Raw genomic sequence first — 18,194 nt, forward strand, 5'->3', positions numbered from 1 at the left:
GTGCGACGTCGGCACCTGCCGGGTCTCAGGGAGGGGTCTGTCATGGGCATGACTAGAAACCGGATCGGCTGACTCTCCTGAGCGGCCCGGGAGGCCGCCGGCACGCAACTCGCCCCGGCGCGCGCTGTATGCGCTTCCGCTTCCGTATCCGTAAGTGCACCCGCATCCGTATCCGCATGCACATGTGGAGGGCGCCGTGGCGCCTCCTTTCCCGACGCCTTCCGCCCTTTATCAGCCGCTCGCTCGGCACAGATCCAATTCGAGGAATCCCCTTATGCTTCGACGTACTTCGGCCATGCTGCTCGTCACGGCCTCCCTGGTCGGCGCGGGAATCGCCATGAGCGCCCCCGCGCAGGCCGTCCCGGTCTGCACCGAGGACAACGCCTGTATCTATTCGGACTCGAACTTCTCGGGATTCGAACGGGACGACTTCTCCTCCCGCCCCAACTGGTCCACCATCACCTACGACTACGCCCCGACCAGACTGCTCTACGCGGGCGACGGCACGGTCAACAACGTGACCTCCATCAACAACATGGACCCCGACACGAAGATCTCGGTGTACTACAACTCCGGATACGCCGGGCCCTGCTTCAAGATCGCGGCTTTCGGACTGGTGGACAACTTCGCGAAGATCACCCTCACCAACGGCAAGACCGCCAACGACAACATGAACTCGCACCAGTTCAGCAACAACTGCGTGGGCAACACCTACAACATCTTCTGATCGCGGGCCCCTGACTGCGATGGGGCGGAGGCCAATTCCGCCCCACCGCGCGATGAGGTGCGCCCTTGCCCCACCACGGAACCAGAACGAGGAGGAATCTCATGCTTCGACGCACTTCGGCGATGCTGCTCGCCACGATGTCCCTGATCGCCGCGGGAGTTGCCATGGCCGCGCCCGCGCAGGCGGCGCAGGAATGCACCGAGGACAACGTCTGTCTCTGGTCGGACAGCAACTACTCCGGATACCTGCGGGACGACTTCAATTCTCGCGACAACTGGTCGATCATCTCGTACGAATACGCCGGCTGGCGGCTCTACGCGGGCGACGGCGTCGTCGCCAATGTGAGCTCCATCGACAACTGGGACCCGGACACCAGGATCTCGGTGTATTACAACTCCGGATTCGCCGGACCCTGCTTCAAGGTCGCGGCCTACGGCAGCGTGGGCAACATGGCCAACATCACCCTCAGCTCCGGCAAGACCGCCAACGACAACATGAACTCGCACAACTTCACCAACAACTGTGCGGGGACCACGTACAACTTCTGATCCACGTCCGGTGACCGCGTTGGGGCGGAGGCCAATTCCGCCCCACCGCAGATGAAAAGCGCCGCTCGTGCGGCGCGGAACGAAAAAGAGGAAACAGCTCATGATGCGACGTACTTCGGCCATGCTGCTCGCCACTGCCTCCCTGTTCGGCGCGGCAGTCGTCATGGCGGCGCCCGCGCAGGCCGATGTGTGCACCCCCGACAACGTCTGCCTCTGGTCGGACGGCAACTGGAAGGGCGAGAAGCGGGACGACTTCAACTCCCGCACCAGCTGGGCCAACATCACCTACGACGGCACCACCCTCCCGCTGTACCGGGGCGACAACGTCATCTCGAACGTCAGCACCATCGACAACTGGGACATGGACACCAAGGTCTCGGTGTACTACAACTCCGGATACTCCGGCCCCTGCTTCAGGGTCGCCGCCTACGGGCGGGTGAGCGATATGAGCGGCATCACGCTCAGCAACGGCAAGAACGCCAACGACGTCATGAACTCGCACAGGTTCGGTGACTGGTGCAACGGCGCCACGTACGACTTCTGATCACCGGCTCATGACCACGGTGGGGCGGAGGCCAATTCCGCCCCACCGCGCACATCCACTCTATCCAGGGGTTCCCTTGCGTTACACGCGTCTCGTCATCGCCGCCGGGGTCGGCACGCTGCTGCTCACCGGCTGTTCGGAGGGCGGTCAGGAAGCCGCCCGCGCCGACGGTGGCGGTTCCGCTGTCCGGGATGTCGTCACGGAGGCCGACATCGTCCTCCCGGTCTCCGCCTACCTCTTCACTCCCGAGCAGCAGGCGCAGGTCGACACCGCTCACTCCACCCTGGCTTCCGACTGCATGAAGCGGTTCGGTTTCGACTGGCCCGTCAGAAGGGCCGAGCCGGCCAAGGTCGTGAGCCGTCGGTACGGCGTGGTCGGCGAGAAGACCGCCGCCGAGTACGGCTATCACGTGATCCCGTCGCCGGGTGACAGGGAGCACGGCGAAGGCGCGGTGTCCAGCGGGGCCAAGTTCCCGCCCGAGGCCTACATGGTCTACGGCGCCAAGGGCGCCAAGGCCGGCAAGGACGGCGCGGGCGGTAGTTACGCGGGCAAGGACATCCCCCAGGGCGGCTGCATCGGAGAGGCGGGCCGCAAGCTCGGGCTCGACAAGGTGCAGGACCCCGCGAAGGGCAAGATCGGACTGCTCAGCATCGACTACTCCTCCTTCGGGAAGGCCCAGGCGACACCGGAGTTCAAGAAGGCGCAGGACGAATGGGTGGCCTGCATGAAGAAGTCCGGCTATCAGCACACCGCCTTCCTCCAGCCCGTCGAGAAGTACGCGGCCCAGGGGGACTCCGCATCACCGGAGGAGAAGGTCGTGGCCAAGGCCGATGTGAGGTGCAAGCAGGAAACGAAACTCGCCACCGTCCTGGCCCGCGCCGAAACGAAGATCCAGAACGACTACATCGAGCAGAACGCCGCCGGTTTCGCCGAAATCAAGAGGGACCAGGGCGCGGTCATCAAGTCGGCGAACGAGGCATTGGCGAACTGAATGCAGATCGACGAACAGCCCTTCGTGGACGGGGCCGACGCGGTCGGGGCGGCCCACGGCAACACGGGAAGCTCAGGCAGCACGGGCACCGCGGCCGACGGCGGTGACGGCGTACGGATCAGGCGCCGCTCGCTCGCCCTGATCGCGGTGGGCGCGGTCGCACTCACCGGTGCGGGCTTCGGAGCCTCCCTGCTGGTCAAGTCGCCCGCCCAGGCCGCGGCCGACTCCCGGCCTCCCGCGCCGTCCGTGATCACCGCTCCGGTCGAGTACCGGGCGCTGACCTCCTCGCTGGTCCTCCGCGGCACCGTGGTCGCCGGGCAGAGTACGGAGATCACCCCCGGCGGGGGCTCGGCCGACGGAGGCAGCCCCACGGTCTCCAAGCTGCCGCTGAAGGCAGGGGACGAGGTACGCGCGGGCCGGTTGCTCGTCGAGATCTCCGGCCGCCCCGTGATCGCGCTCCAGGGCGCCGTCCCGCTCTACCGCGACCTCAAGCCCGGCGCCCAGGGCAGTGACGTGGGCCAGCTCCAGGACGCGCTCCAGGGGCTCGGCCACTCCACCGCCCCCGACAACCGGGGGCGGTTCGGCGAGGGCACCAAGGCGGCGGTCACCAGGCTGTACGAGGCGGCCGGGTACGAACCCGTCCCGGTAGGCGGCGCCGAGGGCTCGGCCGCCGTCACCGCGGCCGAGGCACAGGTGACCTCCTCCGAACGGGCCCTGGACGACGCCAAGGACGCGCTGAAGTCCGCAGAGTCCGCCTCCACCTCCGGCTCGGGCTCCTCCTCAGGCTCCGGCTCCGGTACGGGCTCGAACACCGGAGCGTCCGGGAAGGCCGATGGCGGTACGCGCGATCTGGCGCCCCTGCGCAAGTCGGTCGGCCGCGCCCGGGAGGACCTGACCACGGCGCGCGAGGCTCTCGTCGCCGCGAAGGCGGCCTCCGGCCCCATGGTCCCGTCCGGCGAGGTGACGTTCCTGGAGAGCTTCCCCGCGCGGGTGCAGGACCTTCCCGCCCGGCTCGGCGGGAAGGCGCAGGGAGCCGTGATGACCGTTGCCGCAGGTCCGCTGGTGGTGCACGCCTACGTGCCCGACCACCAGAAGGGCCTGATCAGGGCGGACCAGAAGGCGGAGCTCCTCTCGGAGGCCGACGGGGCCACCGCCGACGCCTCCGTACGGTCCGTCGCGACCGCGCGCACGACGCCGCGTACCGATGCCGGCGCCCAGGACGGGCAGCCGGCCGCCGGGCAGGCCGGCGGGCAGGCCGACGCGGACGGCTACCTGATGGTGGTGACACCCGGCCGGCCGCTGGAGGCCCAGTGGACCGGGCAGAACATCCGCCTGACCGTCCTGGCCGCCACGACCGGCGGCAAGGTCCTCGTCGTCCCCGTCTCGGCGGTGTCGGCCGGCGCCGACGGCGCCACCGTGGTGACCGTCCTCGAGGACGACGGCAAGCAGCGCCGGGTCCGGGTGAAGCCCGGCACCACCGGCGACGGCCATGTCGAGGTCACCCCCGTGGACGACGGGGCCCTGCGCGAAGGCGCCCGCGTGGTGACCGGGGCCCGGGCCGACGGCGCCGCGCCGGGAGCCACCGGATGACCGCGCCCCCGGCGTCGGCCCCTGCCGCGCCCACGTCCCCGGCCGCGCCCGCCCCGCCCGTCATCGAGTTCCGGCAGGTCGGCCTCACCTATCCGGGGCCGCCGCCCGTGGAGGCGTTCCGCCCCGGCGACCTCGTGGTCCGCAAGGGCGAGTTCATCACCGTCGTCGGCCCCTCCGGATCGGGCAAGTCCACCTTCCTGAACATCGCCGGACTGCTCGACACCCCCACCACCGGCAGCTTCCTGCTCGACGGCATCGACACCGGCCGGCTCGAGGACACCCAGCGCACCACCCTGCGCGGCCGCCGCATCGGCTTCGTCTTCCAGGCGTTCCACCTGCTGCCGCACCGCAGCGCCCGCGAGAACGTCGAACTCGCCATGGTCTACGGCGATGTCCCGCGCCGCGAGCGTCCCGAGAGGGCCCGCGAAGCCCTGGCCCGGGTCCGCCTCGGCCACCGGACGGACGCACTGCCCACCCGGATGTCCGGCGGCGAACGCCAGCGCGTGGCCATCGCACGGGCCCTGGCCGCCCGGCCCTCGTTGCTCCTGTGCGACGAGCCGACGGGAAACCTCGACTCCGGCAACGCCGAGGCGGTGCTCCAGCTCCTGGAGACCCTCAACGCCGAGGGCATCACGGTCGTCCTCATCACCCACGACCTGGCCGTGGCCGCCCGTGGCCGGCGGACCATCACCATCCGGGACGGCGCAATGAGCGAGAGCGAGCAGGTGGCCGCATGCTGAGCCGGACCGGAAGGACACCGGACGCCTTGCCGCAGCCCGGGATCGGACGTTCCCGGTTCGCGCCACGGGACCTGCTGGCCGAGGCCGTGGCCGGGATGCTGCAGCGCCCCGCCCGCTCCGCGCTCACCATGCTCGGCACCGTCCTGGGCGTCGGCGCCTTCGTCGCGGTGCTCGGCCTGACCGCCACCGCCTCCTCGCAGATCGACGACCGCTTCAACGTGCTCTCCGCGACCGAGGTGACGGTCGAGGACATCGCCCACGAACAGGACAAGTTCGCCGGCGCGGCCTTCCCGGACGACGCCACGGACCGCGTCGAGCGGCTCAACGGGGTGCGGCACGCAGGCGTGCTGTGGACGGTCAGGCCCCGGCGCAGCGCCGCCGAACTCGCCGTCACGGCCGCCCCGGTGGGCGCCGCCGCAGGAGAAGCCCTCAGCGTGGTCGCCGCCGCCCCCGGCGCCCTGCGCGCGGCAGAGCCCCGGCTCGCCCAGGGCAGGCTCTACGACGACTTCCACGCCGGTGCGCGCCAGCGCGTCACCGTGATCAGTTCGGGCATCGCCGCCCGTCTGGGGATCACCACCCTGGAGACCGAACCGGCGATCTTCATCGGGGGACAGCCGTTCACGGTCCTCGGCATCGTCGAGGACGTCCAGCGCCAGCCGGACGTCCTGCTCTCGGTCCTCGTACCGCAGACCACCGCGGTCGAGCTGTGGGGGCGGCCCGCCGAGGGGGCGAGGATGCTCGTCGCCACCGACCTGGGCGCCGCCGGTCAGGTGGCGGCGGAAGCCCCCGTGGCACTGCGCCCCGACCACCCGGAGTACCTCAAGGCGGTTCCGCCGCCGGACCCGAAGAGCCTGCGCACCTCGGTGACCTCCGACCTCGAACAGCTCTTCCTGCTGCTCGCCGGAGTGTGCCTGGTCATCGGAGCGGTCGGCATCGCCAACACCACCCTCGTGGCGGTCCTGGAACGCACCGGGGAGATCGGCCTGCGCCGCGCCCTCGGCGCCCAACGGCGCCACGTCACCGCCCAGTTCCTCGCCGAGTCGGGCACACTGGGCGCGTTCGGCGGACTCGTCGGCACGTCCCTCGGCACACTGGCCATCCTCACGATCGCGCTGATCAGGGACTGGACCCCGGTCATGCACCCGCTGACCCTGGCCACGGCCCCGCTCATCGGCCTGGCGACCGGCGTCGTGGCCGGCCTCTACCCCGCCCGCCGAGCCTCCTCCGTCCAACCAGCCGAAGCCCTCCGCGGCTGACCCACCGCCATCCGGCCGGATCCGCCGGACCAGGCTCACGCCGCCCACGGAGATCAAGTGCGCGGCGCTCCCGCGAGCGCCCGCCTGCCGGCCGCCACCTCACCTCGGGCGGCCAGCAGGCGCGCGGCAGACGTCGGAGACGCCCATGGCTGCGCATACGCGAAGACCCCGTCTCAGCGTTACCGCTGATGGCGGGGTCTTCGGACACTTCTCACGAAGTGCCCCCGGCAGGATTCGAACCTGCGCACACGGCTCCGGAGGCCGTTGCTCTATCCCCTGAGCTACGGGGGCGCTGTCGCTGGTGTTGCGGCGACGGGTTGAACACTACCAGCTTCCGGACGGTGATCAGGAACGGATTCCGGGGGAGTGGGGCGTGCGTCGCCCGGAGGGGGTGGAAGTGGCGAAAACCCGGACGCGGGGCCCGGGGTCGACCTACTCTCGAGTGGTGTCGGGCGCCTCGGGCCGGGTGCTTGTTGTCGACGACAACAAGGTCATCCGGCAGCTGATCAGGGTCAATCTCGAGCTGGAGGGCTTCGAGGTCGTGACCGCGAACGATGGTGCCGAATGCCTGGACGTCGTCCATCACGTGCTGCCCGATGTGATCACCCTTGATGTGGTCATGCCCCGCCTGGACGGGTTCGGGGCCGCCGCGCAGTTGCGGGCCGATCCGAGGACGCGGCATCTGCCCGTCGCGATCGTGAGTGCCTGTACGCAGAGCGAGGTCGAGGCCGGGATCGCCGCCGGCGTGGACGCCTTCCTCGCCAAGCCCTTCGAGCCCGCGGAGCTGGTGCGGGTCGTGCGTCGGCTGATCGACCGGCGTGACCGGAGAGAGCGGAAGGGCGCCCCCGCGGGGAGAGGGAGGGGATGACCCTCAGGGGTCCCGAGGGGGTCCCCCGGAGGTCCTCCGGGCGTCCTCGAAGAGGCCCCGTGGGCTGCCGGTGTTCACATGGCGAAACCCTTCGCGTGACCTCGGGGCTTCTCCCCTAGGCTGGTCACGTGACCCCCGTCGACCTCTCCCGCTCCGTCGTGTGCGCCCTGCGCCGCGCCGTCGAGGACGGGGAGCTGCCCGGCGGTGTGGTCGTGCCCGAGCGGGTCGTCGTCGAGCGGACCCGGCCCGGGGGAGTGGGGGACTACGCCTCGCCCGTCGCGTTCGGGGTGGCGAAGGGTGCCGGAGTCGCGCCCCGTGGTGTGGCCGAGGTGCTGGCCCCGCGGCTGGCCGGGCTGGCCGGCATCGAGCGCGTGGAGATCACCGGCGCCGGGTTCCTGAACTTCGTACTCGCCGAGAGTCCGGTCGGTGAGCTCGTACGGGGCATTCGCGCCCGCGGGGCGTCGTACGGTTTCGCCCCGACCGGAGCGCAGGAAGCGCCCGCGGCCGACGCGCCCCTCGGGGCCCTGCGCGAGCGCGTCGTGCACGCCGCCGTGCGGCGGATCCTGAGCAGCCAGGGGGTGGCGGGAGGAGCGGCAGGAGAAGGAGCCGTCGCCCGCGTCGCCCCCGTGGCCAAGAGGGACGGGGACGTCCGCGCCCGGTTCGGGGCCGACGCCGCCGCCTGGGCGATGCTCGGCGTTCCCGGGCACGAGACCCCGGTGTTCCCCGGGTGGCTCCTCGTCCAGGACGAGTCGAGCGAGTTCTTCCGGGTGCGGTACGCCCACGACCGCGCGCGGGCCCTGACCCGCAACGCCGGGCAGTTGGGGTTCCGGAGCGAGCCCGGGGAGACGGGGGAGGGGGACGGAGCCGGCGCGCTGCTCGGCGCGCTCCGCGACCACCCCCTCGTGCTCGAAGCCGCCGCGCACCACCGTGCGCCCGAGCGGCTCGTACGGCAGCTCGTCGTGCTGGCCGACGCCCTGCTCGACTTCCACTACCACGTCCTGCCCAAGGGGGACGAGAAACCCTCGGCCGCCCACCGCGCCCGGCTGGCCCTTGCCGAAGCCGCCGGGACGGTGCTGGCCGGCGGCCTGGCCCTGCTCGGTATGGACACGTCCGACGACCAGTACCTGTGAAGCCCGCGAACCACGTGTGATCGGATGTGATCCGATGTGATTCGCCCGCGATCCGGATGATTTGCGAAGAGAGAATGCCGAGATGAGCCGTTCCGCACACCCCGCCGGGCCCCGCCACGCCGACGTCCTGCCCGAGGGCCACTACACCCCGCCGCCCGCCGACCTCAACGTGCTCGACGAGAAGGTCTGGGCCCGTACGGTCGGCCGGAACGCCGAGGGCGTCGCCACCGTCGGCGGGATCGAAGTGACCCGTCTCGCCGAGGAGTTCGGGACGCCCGCCTACTTCCTCGACGAGGAGGACTTCCGGGCGCGCTGCCGCGCCTGGGCGCACGCCTTCGGGCCCGACGCCGACGTCTTCTACGCCGGCAAGGCCTTCCTCTCCAAGGCCGTCGTGAAGTGGCTCAAGGAGGAGGGGCTCAACCTCGACGTGTGCTCCGGCGGGGAGCTCGCCACCGCGCTCGCCGCCGAGATGCCGGCCGCCCGGATCGCCTTCCACGGCAACAACAAGTCGACGAGCGAGATCACCCGCGCCATCGAGGCCGGCGTCGGCCGCATCGTGCTCGACTCCTTCCAGGAGATCGCCCGCGTCGCGCACATCGCCCGTGAGCTCGGCGTGCGCCAACCCGTGCAGATCCGCGTCACCGTGGGCGTGGAGGCGCACACCCACGAGTTCATCGCCACCGCGCACGAGGACCAGAAGTTCGGGATCGCCGTCGCCGACGGGTCGGCCGCCGAGGCCGTACGGCGTGCGCTGGGGCACGACAGCCTGGAGCTGCTCGGCGTCCACTCCCACATCGGCTCGCAGATCTTCGACATGGCCGGCTTCGAGGTCTCCGCCAAGCGCGTCGTACGGCTCCTCGCGGCCGTGCGCGACGAGCACGGGGTGGAGCTGCCGGAGATCGACCTCGGCGGCGGACTGGGCATCGCCTACACCTCCGCCGACGACCCGCGCGAGCCGCACGAGATCGCCAAGGCCCTGCACGAGATCGTCGCCCGCGAGTGCGAGGCGGCCGGCCTGCGCGCCCCGCGGATCTCCGTGGAACCCGGACGGGCGATCGTGGGCCCGACCGCCTTCACCCTGTACGAGGTGGGCACGGTCAAGCCGCTGGAGGGCCTGCGGACGTACGTCTCCGTCGACGGCGGGATGTCCGACAACATCCGGACGGCCCTCTACGACGCCGAGTACTCGGTCAGCCTCGTCTCCCGGACCTCCGACGCCGAGCCCATGCTCGTGCGCGTCGTGGGCAAGCACTGCGAGAGCGGCGACATCGTGGTCAAGGACGCGTTCCTGCCCGCCGACATCGCCCCCGGGGACCTCCTCGCGGTCCCGGCCACCGGCGCGTACTGCCGGTCGATGGCGAGCAACTACAACCACGTGCTCCGCCCGCCGGTCGTCGCCGTGCGCGACGGAGAGGCGCGTGTCATCGTCCGCCGGGAGACGGAGGAAGATCTCCTGCGTCTCGACGTCGGCTGATGCGCATTCTTCTGGGGGACACCCCCCAGACCTCGGAATAGGTGTCTCACTCAATGGACCGAGGGTGGAAACTGTTGTCCATTGAGTGAGACTGGTTCACACCTGGGGTGCAAACCGCGCAACAGGTACTGATGTGAAGATCGAAAGGCGTAGGTCGAATGATGCGTACGCGTCCGCTGAAGGTGGCGCTGCTGGGCTGTGGAGTGGTCGGCTCGGAAGTTGCCCGCATCATGACGACGCACGCCGACGACCTGACGGCCAGGATCGGCGCGCCCGTCGAGCTCGCGGGCGTCGCCGTGCGCCGTCCCTCCAAGGTGCGCGAGGGCATCGACCCGGCCCTGGTCACCACCGATGCGACCGCGCTGCTCAAACGCGGTGACATCGACGTCGCGATCGAGGTCATCGGCGGCATCGAGCCTGCCCGCACCCTGATCACCACCGCCTTCGAGCACGGCATCTCCGTCGTCTCGGCGAACAAGGCGCTGCTCGCCCAGGACGGCGCCGCGCTGCACGCCGCGGCCGAGGCGGCCGGGCTGGACCTGTACTACGAGGCCGCCGTCGCCGGCGCCATCCCGCTGGTCCGTCCCATGCGCGAGTCCCTCGCCGGCGACAAGATCAACCGGGTGATGGGCATCGTCAACGGCACGACGAACTTCATCCTCGACAAGATGGACTCCACCGGTGCCGGGTACCAGGAGGCCCTCGACGAGGCCACCGCCCTCGGGTACGCCGAGGCCGACCCCACCGCCGACGTGGAGGGTTACGACGCCGCCGCCAAGGCCGCGATCCTGGCCGGCATCGCCTTCCACACCCGGGTCCGCCTCGACGACGTCTACCGCGAGGGCATGACCGAGGTCAGCGCCGCCGACTTCGCGTCCGCCAAGCGCATGGGCTGCACCATCAAGCTCCTCGCCATCCTGGAGCGCGCCGCCGACGGCGAGTCCGTCACCGCCCGCGTCCACCCGGCGATGATCCCGCTGACCCACCCGCTCGCCTCCGTCCGCGAGGCGTACAACGCCGTCTTCGTCGAGGCGGAGGCCGCCGGGCGGCTCATGTTCTACGGGCCCGGCGCGGGCGGCGCGCCGACCGCGTCCGCGGTCCTCGGCGACCTCGTCGCCGTCTGCCGCAACAAGCTCGCCGAGGCAAAGGGGCCGGGCGAGTCGGCGTACACCCAGCTGCCGGTCAGCCCCATGGGGGATGTCGTCACCCGCTACCACATCAGCCTCGATGTGGCGGACAAGCCGGGCGTCCTCGCCCAGGTGGCGACCTGCTTCGCGGAGCACGGTGTCTCGATCGACACCGTCCGTCAGCAGGGAAAGGACGGCGAGGCCTCCCTCGTCGTCGTCACTCACCGTGCGCCCGACGCCGCCCTCTCCGGGACCGTCGAGGCGCTGCGGAAGCTGGACACCGTCCGCGGTGTCGCCAGCATCATGCGTGTTGAAGGGGAGTAAGGACCCATGAGCAGCAATCGCACCCACCAGTGGCGCGGCATCATCGAGGAGTACCGGGACCGTCTGCCGGTCACGGCGACGACCCCGGTGGTGACGCTCCGCGAGGGCGGTACTCCCCTCGTGCCCGCCCAGGTGCTCTCCGAGCGCACCGGCTGCGAGGTACACCTCAAGGTCGAGGGGGCCAACCCCACCGGGTCCTTCAAGGACCGCGGCATGACCATGGCGATCACCAAGGCCAAGGAGGACGGCGCCAAGGCCGTCATCTGCGCCTCCACGGGCAACACCTCGGCCTCCGCCGCCGCCTACGCGGTGCGCGCCGGCATGGTCTCCGCCGTCCTCGTGCCCCGCGGCAAGATCGCGCTCGGCAAGATGGGCCAGGCCCTGATCCACGGCGCCAAGATCCTCCAGGTCGACGGCAACTTCGACGACTGCCTGGACCTGGCCCGCGCGCTGTCCGACAACTACCCGGTGGCGCTGGTCAATTCGGTCAACCCGGTACGCATCGAGGGCCAGAAGACGGCGGCCTTCGAGATCGTGGACGCGCTCGGTGACGCCCCCGACATCCACGTGCTGCCCGTCGGCAACGCCGGCAACATCACCGCGTACTGGAAGGGCTTCAAGGAGTACAAGGCCGATGGCCTGGCCTCCCGTACGCCCCGCGTGTGGGGTTTCCAGGCCTCCGGTTCCGCGCCGATCGTGCGCGGAGAGGTCGTCAAGGAGCCGCACACCATCGCCACCGCGATCCGCATCGGCAACCCGGCCTCGTGGGACTACGCCCTGCAGGCCCGGGACGAGTCGGGCGGCTTCATCGACGAGGTGACGGACCGCCAGATCCTGTCCGCCTACCGCCTGTTGGCCGCTCAGGAGGGCGTCTTCGTCGAGCCCGCCTCGGCCGCGTCCGTGGCCGGTCTGCTCAAGGCCGTCGACCTCGGCCTGGTCGACCCCGGCCAGAAGATCGTGTGCACCGTCACCGGCAACGGCCTGAAGGACCCCGACTGGGCGGTCGCCGGCGCTCCGCAGCCGATCACCATCCCGGTCGACGCCGAGGCCGCAGCCGTCCGCCTCGGTCTCGTCTGACCCGACCGGGGAGCAGCGGGCCGGCCGTCCGGCAAGGACACGGGCCACAGGCCGCCGCAACCAGCAGTACCGCAGGAACCGAGTTGCCGGATTCCGGAAGTCCTTCGAAGGCTGAGGAATCCGGCAACTCGGCCCGTACAGCACAAAAACCGACGGAAACCCGCCAGATATCGCGGCGGAAATCCGGCCGGACCGGGGGGAGCGGGCGACACGCATCGTGCGCCTGCCGTGCGCCCTATGTCGGAGAAGAACCTTCCTTCGATAGGCTGTACTTACATCCGCCGCCGCGCATATGACCGCGGTGCTGCCCACAGGGCCTTCGGGTGTCGTACGTTCTCCAGTACATTCACAGCGAGCCAGCGAAGATCCCGTCTCGCACAGTCACAAGGAGTGTCATCGGAAGATGGCCGGTCCCGCCTTCCGCGCCGCCGCCGTACGGGTGCGCGTTCCCGCCAGCAGTGCCAACCTCGGCCCGGGCTTCGACGCCTTCGGGCTGGCCTTGGGGCTCTACGACGACGTCGTCGTACGCGTGGCCGATTCCGGCCTGAACATCGACATCGCGGGCGAAGGTGCCGACACCCTTCCCCGGGACGAGAGCCACCTCCTCGTGCGTTCCATGCGCACCGCGTTCGACCTGCTGGGCGGCCAGCCGCGCGGCCTCGAAGTCGTCTGCGCCAACCGCATCCCGCACGGCCGCGGTCTCGGCTCCTCCTCCGCCGCCATCTGCGCGGGCATCGTGGCCGCCCGCGCCGTGACCATAGGCGGAGAGGCCAAGCTCGACGACACGGCGCTGCTGGAGCTCGCCACCGAGATCGAGGGCCACCCCGACAACGTCGCCGCCTGTCTGCTCGGCGGTTTCACCCTCGCGTGGATGGACGGCGGCAGCGCCAAGGCGATCCGCATGGAGCCCGCCGATTCCATCGTTCCGGTGGTCTTCGTCCCCTCCAAGCCGGTCCTGACGGAGACCGCGCGCGGCCTGCTGCCGCGCACCGTCCCGCACGTGGACGCGGCCGTCAACGCAGGCCGCGCGGGTCTGCTCGTAGAGGCCCTGACCAGGCGTCCCGAGTTCCTGCTGCCGGCCACCGAGGACCGTCTCCACCAGGAGTACCGGTCCCCGGCGATGCCCGAGAGCGTGGCGCTCGTGGCCCGACTGCGGGCGGACGGCATCCCCGCGGTGATCTCCGGCGCGGGCCCCACGGTCCTCGCGCTGGTCGACAACGGTGCGGCCGACAAGGTCGCACGGCTCGCGGGCGAGGGGTGGGCGGCCAATCGGCTCGCACTCGACGCAGCGGGCGCGAGCGTACTTCCGCTGGGAACCCAGGGCGGCTGATCCGCGCAGTAGAGGGGACAGCCGGCCAGGGGCGGGCGGCCGGGGCAGGCCGCCCGCGCGGAGCCCGCGCGAAACCCGCGCGGATGGGCTCGACAGCCGGTGATGGAGAGGGGGAATGTCTGTTGGATCCGGTAGTGTTAGTCTCAAGTGCGCATCCGAAGCCGCCATGGCTTGGTGCTCAGTGTCCCTATCAGGGACCACCTTTCTTCCGGGAGCCTCCCCGACTGCTTTGATCGCTGCCAGCAGTTTCGAGCACGCTCCGGAATCGGCGTGACATTCCCACGCTTTCAGCTCGGGGGCTTCTCGCCGGAACCACCCACGCACATGCACGTTTCTCCCCGCCGTATCCCTATCGGCGGACCACCGCCCCGGCAGTAGTTCGCGGCTCATCGAGTCGTGGCTTTCTGTCGGACAGCACAACCGGTCGCCGAGCCAGACAGGCCGACGTCCGCTCCAGGGAAGGACCCTTCGTGAGCGACACCACCGATCTGATGGGCGCTGCCGACACCAACGTCGACACCAGTGCCCCCGCCGAGGGCGCCGCGCCGACCAAGCGCCGCCGCTCCGGCACCGGCCTTGACGGCATGGTCCTGGCCGAGCTCCAGCAGGTCGCGTCGGGCCTCGGCATCAGGGGCACCGCGCGGATGCGCAAGGGCCAGCTGATCGAGGTCATCAAGGAGGCGCAGGCGGGAAGCAGCGCCCCCAAGGCCGCGGCCTCCGCGCCGTCCGCCGCGCCCGCCGACAGCGGCGAGACCAAGCCGAAGCGCCGCGCCACCAGCAAGGCCCGTACGGGCGAGGTCGCCGCCGAGGCGCCCGCCGAGAAGACCGCCACGCAGGCCCAGATCGACATCCCGGGCCAGCCGGCCAGCGAGGACGCCCCGGTCGGCGAGCGCCGCCGTCGGCGTGCCACCGCCCCCTCCGGCAGCCCCGAGGGTTCGGCCCCCGCTGCCGCCGTGCAGGTGGAGAAGACCGAGACCGCCGCTCCGGCCGCCCAGGCCGAGGCGAAGGCCGAGGCCGTCACCGCCCCTGCCGGCCAGGCCGCACAGGGTCAGGAAGGCGAGGGCCGCGGCCGTCGCGACCGCCGCGAGCGGGGCAACGACCGCGCCGACGGCCGCCGCGAGCGCCGTGAGCGCGGCGCCAAGGCCGACGACCAGGGCCAGGGCGGCCAGGGTCAGGGCCAGGGTGGTCAGGGCCAGAACCAGGGCCAGGGCCAGCAGGGCGGCCGCCAGGACCGGACCGACCGTCAGGACCGCCAGCAGGGCGGCCGCGGCCAGGGTCAGGGCCAGCAGGGTGGCCGTCAGGACCGGGACCGTCAGGACAACGGCCCGCAGGACGACTTCGACGAGGACGGCCGTCGCGGCCGCCGCGGCCGCTACCGCGACCGCCGTGGCCGTCGCGGACGCGACGAGTTCGCGCCGGCGGAGACGCCCGTCGCCGACGACGACGTCCTGATCCCCGTCGCGGGCATCCTCGACATCCTCGACAACTACGCGTTCATCCGGACCTCGGGCTACCTGCCCGGCCCGAACGACGTGTACGTCTCCCTCGCCCAGGTCCGCAAGGCCGGTCTGCGCAAGGGCGACCACACCACCGGCGCCGTCCGGCAGCCCAAGGACGGCGAGCGCCGCGAGAAGTTCAACGCGCTCGTGCGCCTGGACTCCGTCAACGGCATGGCGCCCGAATCCGGCCGCGGCCGACCGGAGTTCCAGAAGCTGACCCCGCTGTACCCGCAGGACCGGCTCCGCCTGGAGACCGACCCGGGCGTGCTGACCACCCGCATCATCGACCTCGTGTCGCCGATCGGCAAGGGCCAGCGCGGTCTGATCGTGGCCCCGCCGAAGACCGGTAAGACCATGATCATGCAGGCGATCGCCAACGCGATCACGGTCAACAACCCCGAGTGCCACCTGATGGTCGTCCTGGTCGACGAGCGTCCGGAAGAGGTCACCGACATGCAGCGGTCGGTGAAGGGCGAGGTCATCTCCTCGACCTTCGACCGCCCGGCCGAGGACCACACCACCGTCGCCGAGCTGGCCATCGAGCGCGCCAAGCGTCTCGTCGAGCTCGGCCACGACGTGGTCGTCCTGCTGGACTCCATCACCCGTCTGGGACGCGCGTACAACCTCGCCGCCCCCGCCTCCGGCCGCATCCTGTCCGGTGGTGTCGACTCGACCGCGCTGTACCCGCCGAAGCGCTTCTTCGGTGCCGCGCGCAACATCGAGGACGGCGGCTCGCTGACCATCCTGGCCACCGCGCTGGTCGACACCGGCTCGCGCATGGACGAGGTGATCTTCGAGGAGTTCAAGGGCACCGGCAACATGGAGCTCAAGCTCGACCGGAAGCTCGCCGACAAGCGCATCTTCCCGGCCGTGGACGTGGACCCCTCGGGCACCCGCAAGGAGGAGATCCTCCTCAACAGCGAGGAGCTCGCCATCGTCTGGAAGCTCCGCCGGGTGCTGCACGCACTCGACTCGCAGCAGGCCATCGAGCTGCTCCTCGACAAGATGAAGCAGACGAAGTCGAACGCCGAGTTCCTCATGCAGATCGCGAAGACGACCCCGTCGGGCAAGAACGACGACTGACGTCCCGCCGCAGCACCACCTGCGTGACCGCGACCGCCCCCGCCGCACCTGCGACGGGGGCGGTCGCGTCGTAGTGCGCCCTACGGCCCTTCGTGCCGGGGTGCGACCTTTGCCACACTCCGTACACCGCCCGGCCCGCGGCACTCACCCCGCGCCTACGGGGGAAACCGCAGGTAGGCACCGGGTCACGGGGTGTCCGCAGGGGCCCGTAGCAGGCGCCCAGCGGGCCGGGCCGCACACCGGATGCACACGGGACGCACAGGCGGCCGTGGAACCCTTGAAGCCGTCAGGCCGTCTCCGACAGGGGGAACGGGGAATCCGGGCCGCACACAGACGGGCAGAGCAGAGCATGAGCCAGGACAACAGGGGCCACGGCCACAGGGCCGCCGCGGGCCGGCGCCGACGGAAGCCGGCCGCGCGCCGCAGGGCCGTCGTCATCGCCGCGTGGACCGCCGCCGGCGTGGTCGTCCTCGGCGGGGCGGGGCTCGGCTACTTCTACGTCAAGTTCAACGGCAACCTCAAGACCGTCGACATCGACGCGGCGCTCGGCACGGACCGCCCGCAGAACGTCGACAACGGCTCGATGGACATCCTCGTCCTCGGCTCCGACTCCCGCAGCGGCGCGAACGGGGAGTACGGGCAGGACGACGGCGGCTCCGCACGCTCCGACACGGCGATGGTCGTCCACCTCAACGAGGGCCACACCAAGGCCACCGTCGTGTCGATACCCCGCGACACCCTCGTGACCAGGCCCTCCTGCAAGCTCTCCAACGGCAGGACCGACCTGGGCGGCCCCCGCAAGATGTTCAACGAGTCGTTCACCGTCGGCGGGGCCGCCTGCGCCGTCGCGACCGTCGAGAAGATGTCCGGGATCCGCATGGACCACTACCTCGAAGTCGACTTCACGGGCTTCAAGGAGATCATCGACAAGCTCGGCGGCGTCGAGGTGACGACCACCAAGCCGATCAAGGACGACTACAGCCACCTCGACCTGCCCGCCGGGACGAACAGGCTGAACGGCGAGCAGGCCCTCGGCCTCGTCCGTACCCGCCACGGCGTCGGCGACGGCGGAGACCTGGGCCGAATACAGCTCCAGCAGGCCTTCATCAAGGCGCTGATCAAGCAGGTCAAGAGCATCGGCGTCTTCGAGAACCCGAAGAAGCTGCTCGACGTGGCCGACACCGCCACCAAGGCCATCACCACGGACAAGGCGCTCGGCGACGTGAAGTCCCTCATGGGCTTCGCCCAGGGCCTGGAGGGCATCAGCCCCGAGAACATGCAGATGATCACCCTGCCCGTGACCGGCGACACCCGTGACCCCAACCGGGTCGTCCCACTCACCAAGGAGTCCCAGATGGTCTGGGACGCCCTGCTGGCCGACCGCCAGGTCCCCGCCGAGGCCACCGCGAACTCGGCCGGCGACAAGGGCGCCGCCGGTACGGTGGTCCGGTAGTCCGGTGGCACGAACCACCTGGCCGGACGGGTTCCGGCGGGCGGCGGAATAGATGTGGCCCCCCCTCCGTTGAGGGAGGCGTCCTCAGAATTTTGACAGGCAGCCCGGTCCTGGCAGACTGGTCTGTCGGCCCCGGTTCACGCAGCGCGCAATTCGGCTCCTGCGACCCGGCGCCCTCCCGAATCTAGGAGACACCTTGAAGCGCGATGTTCACCCCCAGTACGTCGAGACCCAGGTCAGCTGCACCTGTGGCGCGTCGTTCACCACCCGTAGCACCCTGACCGAGGGCACCATCCGTGCCGAGGTCTGCTCCGAGTGCCACCCGTTCTACACGGGCAAGCAGAAGATCCTCGACACCGGTGGCCGCGTGGCCCGCTTCGAGGCCCGCTTCGGCAAGGCTGCACAGAAGTAGCGAGCCTCAGGCGCCGGATCC

The 18,194-nt window shown here is 70.7% G+C and carries 16 protein-coding genes and 1 tRNA gene; 16 read left to right on the forward strand and 1 reads right to left on the reverse strand.

Features of this window, described 5'->3' with window-relative positions; translation table 11 throughout:
* The first annotated feature begins 274 nt into the window (after positions 1-274).
* The 7 genes from ACZ60J_RS32480 (at position 275) to ACZ60J_RS32510 (ending at position 6,396) form a co-directional block, all read left to right on the forward strand.
* A complete protein-coding gene (locus tag ACZ60J_RS32480; RefSeq protein ID WP_469687410.1) occupies positions 275-727 on the forward strand; it encodes a peptidase inhibitor family I36 protein in 453 nt (150 codons plus the stop codon).
* 101 nt (positions 728-828) lie between these two features.
* The gene (locus ACZ60J_RS32485) at positions 829-1,275 is read left to right on the forward strand and encodes a peptidase inhibitor family I36 protein (RefSeq protein ID WP_469687412.1); all 447 of its coding nucleotides are present in this window, start codon (positions 829-831) and stop codon (positions 1,273-1,275) included.
* Positions 1,276-1,375: 100 nt separating this feature from the next.
* Positions 1,376-1,819 carry a hypothetical protein gene (locus ACZ60J_RS32490; protein WP_469687414.1) on the forward strand — a complete coding sequence of 148 codons (444 nt, stop codon included), beginning with the start codon at positions 1,376-1,378 and terminating at the stop codon, positions 1,817-1,819.
* Positions 1,820-1,895: 76 nt separating this feature from the next.
* A complete protein-coding gene (locus ACZ60J_RS32495) occupies positions 1,896-2,810 on the forward strand; it encodes a hypothetical protein (protein WP_469687416.1) in 915 nt (304 codons plus the stop codon).
* Positions 2,811-4,400 carry a hypothetical protein gene (locus tag ACZ60J_RS32500; RefSeq protein ID WP_469687418.1) on the forward strand — a complete coding sequence of 530 codons (1,590 nt, stop codon included), beginning with the start codon at positions 2,811-2,813 and terminating at the stop codon, positions 4,398-4,400.
* A complete protein-coding gene (locus ACZ60J_RS32505; RefSeq protein WP_469687420.1) occupies positions 4,397-5,140 on the forward strand; it encodes an ABC transporter ATP-binding protein in 744 nt (247 codons plus the stop codon). Before ACZ60J_RS32500 ends, ACZ60J_RS32505 begins: the two co-directional genes overlap by 4 nt.
* On the forward strand, positions 5,134-6,396 hold the full coding sequence (locus tag ACZ60J_RS32510; protein ID WP_469687422.1) for an ABC transporter permease: 1,263 nt from the start codon (positions 5,134-5,136) through the stop codon (positions 6,394-6,396). Before ACZ60J_RS32505 ends, ACZ60J_RS32510 begins: the two co-directional genes overlap by 7 nt.
* A gap of 219 nt (positions 6,397-6,615) precedes the next feature.
* Here ACZ60J_RS32510 and ACZ60J_RS32515 read toward each other — a convergent pair.
* Positions 6,616-6,687 (reverse strand) — tRNA-Arg (locus ACZ60J_RS32515).
* A 100-nt stretch (positions 6,688-6,787) separates the two neighbouring features.
* Between ACZ60J_RS32515 and ACZ60J_RS32520 the strand changes: the two genes are divergently transcribed.
* From ACZ60J_RS32520 to rpmE, 9 genes are all read left to right on the forward strand, one after another.
* Complete coding sequence (locus ACZ60J_RS32520; protein ID WP_469687662.1) at positions 6,788-7,264, forward strand: response regulator; 477 nt, start codon at positions 6,788-6,790, stop codon at positions 7,262-7,264.
* Between the two features lie 128 nt (positions 7,265-7,392).
* Positions 7,393-8,394, forward strand: a complete 1,002-nt coding sequence (gene nrtL / locus ACZ60J_RS32525; protein WP_469687424.1) for an ArgS-related anticodon-binding protein NrtL — start codon at positions 7,393-7,395, stop codon at positions 8,392-8,394.
* A gap of 82 nt (positions 8,395-8,476) precedes the next feature.
* Positions 8,477-9,868, forward strand: coding sequence for a diaminopimelate decarboxylase (gene lysA / locus ACZ60J_RS32530; protein ID WP_469687426.1), 1,392 nt, complete (start codon positions 8,477-8,479; stop codon positions 9,866-9,868).
* A 161-nt stretch (positions 9,869-10,029) separates the two neighbouring features.
* On the forward strand, positions 10,030-11,319 hold the full coding sequence (locus ACZ60J_RS32535) for a homoserine dehydrogenase (RefSeq protein ID WP_469687663.1): 1,290 nt from the start codon (positions 10,030-10,032) through the stop codon (positions 11,317-11,319).
* A 6-nt stretch (positions 11,320-11,325) separates the two neighbouring features.
* The gene (gene thrC / locus ACZ60J_RS32540) at positions 11,326-12,396 is read left to right on the forward strand and encodes a threonine synthase (RefSeq protein WP_274549583.1); all 1,071 of its coding nucleotides are present in this window, start codon (positions 11,326-11,328) and stop codon (positions 12,394-12,396) included.
* 403 nt (positions 12,397-12,799) lie between these two features.
* Positions 12,800-13,726, forward strand: coding sequence for a homoserine kinase (thrB, locus tag ACZ60J_RS32545; RefSeq protein WP_243336217.1), 927 nt, complete (start codon positions 12,800-12,802; stop codon positions 13,724-13,726).
* Between the two features lie 470 nt (positions 13,727-14,196).
* A complete protein-coding gene (rho, locus tag ACZ60J_RS32550; protein WP_469687428.1) occupies positions 14,197-16,308 on the forward strand; it encodes a transcription termination factor Rho in 2,112 nt (703 codons plus the stop codon).
* 349 nt (positions 16,309-16,657) lie between these two features.
* Entirely contained in the window at positions 16,658-17,761 is a 1,104-nt protein-coding gene (locus ACZ60J_RS32555) for an LCP family protein (RefSeq protein ID WP_469687430.1), read from the forward strand.
* A gap of 196 nt (positions 17,762-17,957) precedes the next feature.
* Positions 17,958-18,173 (forward strand): 50S ribosomal protein L31, encoded by a 216-nt coding sequence (gene rpmE, locus ACZ60J_RS32560; protein ID WP_254384240.1) that lies wholly within the window; start codon positions 17,958-17,960, stop codon positions 18,171-18,173.
* Positions 18,174-18,194 lie beyond the last annotated feature (21 nt).

It is taken from the genome of Streptomyces sp. NPDC104226, assembly GCF_055584085.1.

Bases quoted from the DNA above. Each gene is read 5' to 3' on its own strand.
- ACZ60J_RS32510 (WP_469687422.1), top strand. From the start codon at position 5,134: ATGCTGAGCCGGACCGGAAGGACACCGGACGCCTTGCCGCAGCCCGGG.
- thrB (WP_243336217.1), top strand. From the start codon at position 12,800: ATGGCCGGTCCCGCCTTCCGCGCCGCCGCCGTACGGGTGCGCGTTCCC.
- ACZ60J_RS32500 (WP_469687418.1), top strand. From the start codon at position 2,811: ATGCAGATCGACGAACAGCCCTTCGTGGACGGGGCCGACGCGGTCGGG.
- thrC (WP_274549583.1), top strand. From the start codon at position 11,326: ATGAGCAGCAATCGCACCCACCAGTGGCGCGGCATCATCGAGGAGTAC.
- lysA (WP_469687426.1), top strand. From the start codon at position 8,477: ATGAGCCGTTCCGCACACCCCGCCGGGCCCCGCCACGCCGACGTCCTG.
- ACZ60J_RS32505 (WP_469687420.1), top strand. From the start codon at position 4,397: ATGACCGCGCCCCCGGCGTCGGCCCCTGCCGCGCCCACGTCCCCGGCC.
- ACZ60J_RS32485 (WP_469687412.1), top strand. From the start codon at position 829: ATGCTTCGACGCACTTCGGCGATGCTGCTCGCCACGATGTCCCTGATC.
- ACZ60J_RS32480 (WP_469687410.1), top strand. From the start codon at position 275: ATGCTTCGACGTACTTCGGCCATGCTGCTCGTCACGGCCTCCCTGGTC.
- ACZ60J_RS32490 (WP_469687414.1), top strand. From the start codon at position 1,376: ATGATGCGACGTACTTCGGCCATGCTGCTCGCCACTGCCTCCCTGTTC.
- ACZ60J_RS32555 (WP_469687430.1), top strand. From the start codon at position 16,658: ATGAGCCAGGACAACAGGGGCCACGGCCACAGGGCCGCCGCGGGCCGG.
- ACZ60J_RS32535 (WP_469687663.1), top strand. From the start codon at position 10,030: ATGCGTACGCGTCCGCTGAAGGTGGCGCTGCTGGGCTGTGGAGTGGTC.